Raw genomic sequence first — 5322 nt, 5'->3', positions numbered from 1 at the left:
GGCCGCACGCTGATCCTGCCGGCGGCCATCGCGCGGCTTTCCGCGCAGCATCCTGGCGTGCGCGTCGTGACCGACGAAAGCGCCTACGACCTGCTGGTGGCGGGCCTGCGCGCGGGCGACGTGGACTTCGTGCTGGGCGCGCTGCGCGAAAACGATGCGGCGAGCGGCCTCGCCAACGAGCGGTTGATGTCGGAAGACATGGTCGTGCTCGCGCGGCGCGACCACCCGCTTGCGAAAGCGCGTGGCCTGACGCTGAATGACCTGCGCAATGCGCAATGGATCCTCTCTCGCGCCCATTCGCCCGCGCGCGGGCTGCTCGAAGCGCAGTTCCGGCGGCTCAAGCTCAAGCCGCCCATGCCCACCGTCGAAACGGCCGATCTCGCCGTGATTCGCGGCCTGCTGCTCGGCACGGACATGATCACCGCGCTCTCCGCGCAGCAGTTGCATTACGAAATCGGGTCGGGCCAGCTCGCGGTTCTCGACGTGCCGCTGCAGCACACGCGGCGCGACATCGGCCTCACGCTGCGCGCGCAGGGCTCGCCCTCACCCGCCGCGCGTGCGCTCATCGATGCGATCCGGCTCGCGGTGATGGATGTTTCGCCTGCAACGCGCGTGGTGGAGGGACGGCGCACGGGCTGAGCGCGGTGTCGAGGTACGGAAAGAAGGAGGGCGTGAAGCGAGCGCCAGAATGGCGCTCGTCGTGCGCAAGCGGATGCCAATGTGCGTTTGCCCGAAGGGCGTGTCGAGTGTTTCGCGCGTCTGCGCTTGGGCGTCTCAGGCGTCCGCAGGCGAATCCACGTAGCGCAGACCCTTTTCGGCCAGGCGCTCGCGCATGCCGTAGTAGTCGAGGCCGAGCGTGCCGCTCGCCAGCACGGCGCGCGTCTTCTCTTCCTTGGCAAGACGCGCCTGCGTCGCTTCGACGACCTTCGGCACCGTGGCGAGCGGCACCACGACCACGCCGTCGTCGTCGGCGACGATCACGTCGCCCGGATGCACGATTTGCTGGGCGCACACCACCGGAACGTTCACCGAACCAAGCGTTTCCTTCACCGTGCCTTGCGCAGAAACGGCCTTCGACCACACCGGAAAGCCCATCGCCTTCAGCGCGCGCAAGTCGCGGCAGCCCGCGTCGATGATGAGGCCGCGGACGCCGCGCGCCGCAAGCGACGTGGCAAGCAACTCGCCGAAGTAGCCGTCCTCGCAGGGCGAGGTCGGCGCGGCCACGAGCACGTCGCCTTCGCGGCACTGTTCGACGGCCACATGAAGCATCCAGTTGTCCGAGGGTGGCATCAGCACGGTCACGGCCGAGCCCGCAATGGCGGCGCCGGAGTAGATGGGCCGCAGGTAGGTTGCGAGCAGACCGAGGCGGCTTTGCGCCTCGTGCACGGTGGCCGCGCCGGCCTCCTTGAGGATTTCAACGTGGCGCACATCCGCGCGCGGAATTCGGGTGACGACGACGCCGCGTTTCATGCCAGATCTCCCACCACTGCCGGCGTCAGGCGCATATAGCCTTCCGCGTATTGAATGTCGCGCTTCGCCGTGATGCCGATGTTGCGCTTCGCCTGCACGCCGCGCTGTTGCGCGACACGCGTGTAGTACTCCCAAAGATGCTCCTGGCCCGCCATGCACTCGATGGCGCGGCGCTTGACGTCCCACACTTCGGTGATGTCGAGGAACGTATTCGGAATCCACTCGCACTGCTCGGTCTGATGCGGCTCGAACGCATAGACGGGCGGCGCGCCGACGATCTTCTGCCCCGGATTGTGGCCTTCGGCCTGGGCGATGATGCGCGCCTCCTGCGCCACGTGCATGGCGAGCGGATGATCGAAGTTGTACGGGTCCTTCTGCGAGTGGCTCAGCACGAAGGCGGGTTGCACATCGCGGTAGATCTCCACGAGGCGCATGAGCGCTTCGTCGGAAACGCGCAGCGGATAGTCGCCGAGATCGAAGAACTCGACCTCCGCGCCGAGAATCTCGGCCGCGGCGAGCGCCTCTTCGCGGCGCGCGGCCTTCACCTTCTCGATGGTCATCTCGGAGCCTTTGCGCCAGAGCTTCGCGGACTCGCCGCGCTCGCCGAACGAGAGGCACACCACTTTCACGCGATAGCCATTCTTCTTGTGCAGGGCGATTGCGCCGCCCGCGCGCCATACGAAATCGGCGCTATGCGCACTCACCACCAGCATCGATTTTTCAGTCATTTCCGGTTCACCAGAAGTCGATCATCACGAATGCCCATTGTAGGTTTGGGCGCGCCCCGCGGACTAACGAAAGGACTGCCTAAAGGCATCGAATCTGCTTATCGGTATGGATTCGAGCGCTTCGCGCAAATACGCCGGATGGGCCTCATCCATGCGCTCGCGGCGGCGGCGCGGCGCATTGGTTGAGCGCGCAACGTCAAGGTGGGTATCGCGCAAAAAGGGCGCACCCCGTTTCGCCCTACACGTGGCGCCACGCTGCAAATGCCGAGTCGATCGAACTTTCGTTACGCCTTCACCGAACTTTCCAATTGAAATCGTTGCGTAAACGCCAAATGAATACATTGACAGTAATGGTTGAATACAAATCGTTCTCATTTGCAATACAATCCGCATACTTTTGCTGGCCCGACTGCGGCGTGCGTCTGCGAGCGCCGTCTAGCCGCAAAACATGACCAATCTCCCGGGAGCCTGAAGGCATCACGGGACACCCGCGCTACCTTCGTTTCGAACTTCTCTATGCCAGCAGCCCGTTTGCACACGCCTTTCAATTTGCCTTCGATCTTCCCGGCTTCCGCCACTCGCGCCACGATCCTCTCAGCCATCGCCCTGGCATTCAGCCTGCCCACCACGGCGTTCGCGCAGGTAGCAGCAACGCCAGCCGCGGCCACAAGCGGGCCCGATGCAACCAGCGACACCCGCAATGCCACGCTGCCCACGGTGAAAGTCCAGGCCACCCAGGAAACCCTGCCGGGCGACCTGCAGCCGACATTCGGTGGCGGCCAGGTGGCGCGTGGCGGCGACTTCGGCGTGCTCGGCTCGCAGAAGAACATCGACATGCCGTTCAGCATGACGACCTACACGGCGAAGCTGATCGAGGACCAGCAGGCGCGCACCATCGGCGACGTGCTCTCGAACGACCCCGCCGTGCGCACGGCCTATGGCTACGGCAACTTCCAGGAGGTCTACGCCATTCGCGGCTTCACGCTCGACAGCGACGACATCGCCCTGAATGGCCTGTACGGCATCACGCCGCGCCAGCTTGTCGAGACGGCTGCGCTCGAGCGCGTCGACATCCTCAAGGGCGCGAGCGCGTTCCTGAACGGCGCGGCGCCCAATGGCAGCTCGATTGGCGGGAGCGTGAACCTGCAGCTAAAGCGCGCCGACGACAAACCGCTCACGCGCGTGACGCTCGAAGGCAGCGCCTCGGGCGAGTTCGGCACCCATGTCGACGTGGGCCGCCGCTTCGGCGACGCCGACCAGTTCGGCATTCGCGTGAACCAGTCGAACCGCGACGGCGAAACGAGCATCGACGGCGAAAACCGCCGCAACAACCAGACGGCCGTGGCGCTAGACTGGCGCGGCGAGAAGCTGCGCCTCGAAGGCGACTTCCTCTATCAGCGCCAGCACATCTCCGACGGCCGCCCGGTCGTCTACGTATTGGGCGACGAAATTCCCGCGGTGCCCTCGGCAACCCACAACTACGCGCAGACCTGGTCGTACAGCAACGCGGAAGACACCGTCGGCATCCTGCGCGCCGAGTACGACTTCCTGCCCGGCTGGACAGCCTATGTCACCGGCGGCGTGCGCCATACGAACGAGCACGGTGAATACTTCTCGCCCTATTACACCGATCCGGAGAACACCATCGGCTCGCGCCTCGGCGTGGTGCGCAAGGAAGGCGGGACCTCGGCGGAGGCGGGCGTACGCGGCCACTTCGACACGGGTGCGGTGAGCCACTTCGTGACCGCGGGCGCTTCGATCGTGCGCGTGATGACGCAATCGGGCTGGACGTATGGCGGCCCATTCGCGACCAGCCTCTACAACACCGTGCAGGTCCCGTATCCGCCGACCACGATGGAGGCCGGCATGGACGGCAACCCACCGATCACGGCGCTGAACCTGCTGCGCAGCGTCTCCGCTTCGGACACGCTCGGCTTCCTCCACGATCGCGTGCTGTTCACGGTGGGCGTGCGCCATCAGGAGATTCTCTCGAACGGCTATTCGTCGTCGACGCTCCTGCAGACCTCGAACTACAACGACTCGATCACGACGCCGCTGTTCGGCCTCGTCGTCAAGCCGATGGAGAACGTGTCGATCTACGCGAACCGCAGCGAGTCGCTCTCGGCGGGCGGCATCGCGCCCGAAGGCACCGTGAACTACGGTGCCCAGCTCGCGCCAGAACGCACGACGCAGTACGAAGTGGGCGCGAAATACGACAACGGCAAGTACGGCGCGCAGCTCGCGCTGTTCCAGCTCGAAAAGCCGCAGACCTACACCAACAGCGCGAACGTCTTCGTTGCCAACGGCAACGAGCGCCATCGCGGCGTGGAAGCGTCGATTTTCGGCGAGGTCTACAAGGGCGTGCGCGTGATCGCCGGCGCGACCTACATCAACGCCGAGCAGCTCGACACGCTGAACGGCGCGACCAACGGCAAGGAGCCGGTGGGGGTGCCGAGCTTCCTGCTCAACCTGGGCGCCGAATACGACGTGCCCGGCGTCCCCGGCCTCACGCTTTCGGCGCGCTGGACGCACACGGGCCCGCAGTATTTCGACGCAGCCAACACGATGTCGATCAAGGCATGGGACACGGTCGACCTGGGCGCGCGCTACTCGACGAGCCTGTTCGGCCGTCCGACCACGTTCCGCGCCAATGTGTACAACCTCGCGAACAAGGCTTACTGGTCGTCGACCAACGGCGGCTATCTGACGATGGGCGCACCGCGCACCGTCCTGTTCTCGATGACGACGGACTTCTGAGCGGCAATTGCAATTGTCCGCGTAGCCGAAAACCGAGGGCCCGGCAGCCTGCCTGCCGGGCCCTCTTTGTGATTTGGCGTGTGCGCGAGCGCTTAGCTGCCCACCACCGTAATCGCGAATCCGTCCCAGCCCTTGCTGCCCACCGTCTGCACTGCCGTGCTTTCGAGCCGCTTTTCGCCGGCGAGCATGTCGAAGTAGCGGCGCACGCCCACCACATCATCTTCGTGATGCGCCGGATCGCTCACGCGTCCTTCACGCACCACGTTGTCTGCGACGATCACCGTGCCTGGCCGCGAAAGTTCCAGCACACGGTCGAAGTCAAGCTTACCGCAATGCGAACTGACGACGTTATTCGCTTTCCCACTGC

5 protein-coding genes are annotated in these 5322 nt (G+C 65.1%); 2 read left to right on the top strand and 3 right to left on the bottom strand.

The genetic code is table 11. From position 1 onward, the window contains the following. On the top strand, positions 1-639 hold a 639-nt coding region (locus tag VMJ11_RS30265; protein WP_325624526.1), incomplete at its 5' end, for a LysR substrate-binding domain-containing protein. Positions 640-774: 135 nt separating this feature from the next. Here VMJ11_RS30265 and VMJ11_RS30260 read toward each other — a convergent pair. Then, the gene (locus VMJ11_RS30260) at positions 775-1470 is read right to left on the bottom strand and encodes a 4-carboxy-4-hydroxy-2-oxoadipate aldolase/oxaloacetate decarboxylase (protein ID WP_325624524.1); all 696 of its coding nucleotides are present in this window, start codon (positions 1468-1470) and stop codon (positions 775-777) included. Next, positions 1467-2198, bottom strand: coding sequence for a PIG-L deacetylase family protein (locus VMJ11_RS30255; protein WP_325624522.1), 732 nt, complete (start codon positions 2196-2198; stop codon positions 1467-1469). The genes VMJ11_RS30260 and VMJ11_RS30255 overlap by 4 nt, the downstream gene beginning before the upstream one ends. Positions 2199-2714: 516 nt before the next feature. On the opposite strand from VMJ11_RS30255, the gene VMJ11_RS30250 reads away from it, so the two are divergent. After that, a complete protein-coding gene (locus tag VMJ11_RS30250; protein ID WP_325624520.1) occupies positions 2715-4955 on the top strand; it encodes a TonB-dependent siderophore receptor in 2241 nt (746 codons plus the stop codon). A gap of 92 nt (positions 4956-5047) precedes the next feature. Here the strand turns inward: VMJ11_RS30250 and VMJ11_RS30245 are convergent. Further along, on the bottom strand, positions 5048-5322 hold a 275-nt coding region (locus VMJ11_RS30245; RefSeq protein ID WP_414694514.1), incomplete at its 5' end, for an O-methyltransferase.

Source organism: Paraburkholderia sp., from assembly GCF_035501035.1.
Classification (GTDB): domain Bacteria; phylum Pseudomonadota; class Gammaproteobacteria; order Burkholderiales; family Burkholderiaceae; genus Paraburkholderia.
The sequence above is the reverse complement of the archived record's forward strand: the minus strand, read 5'-3'. Positions and strand labels throughout refer to the sequence as shown.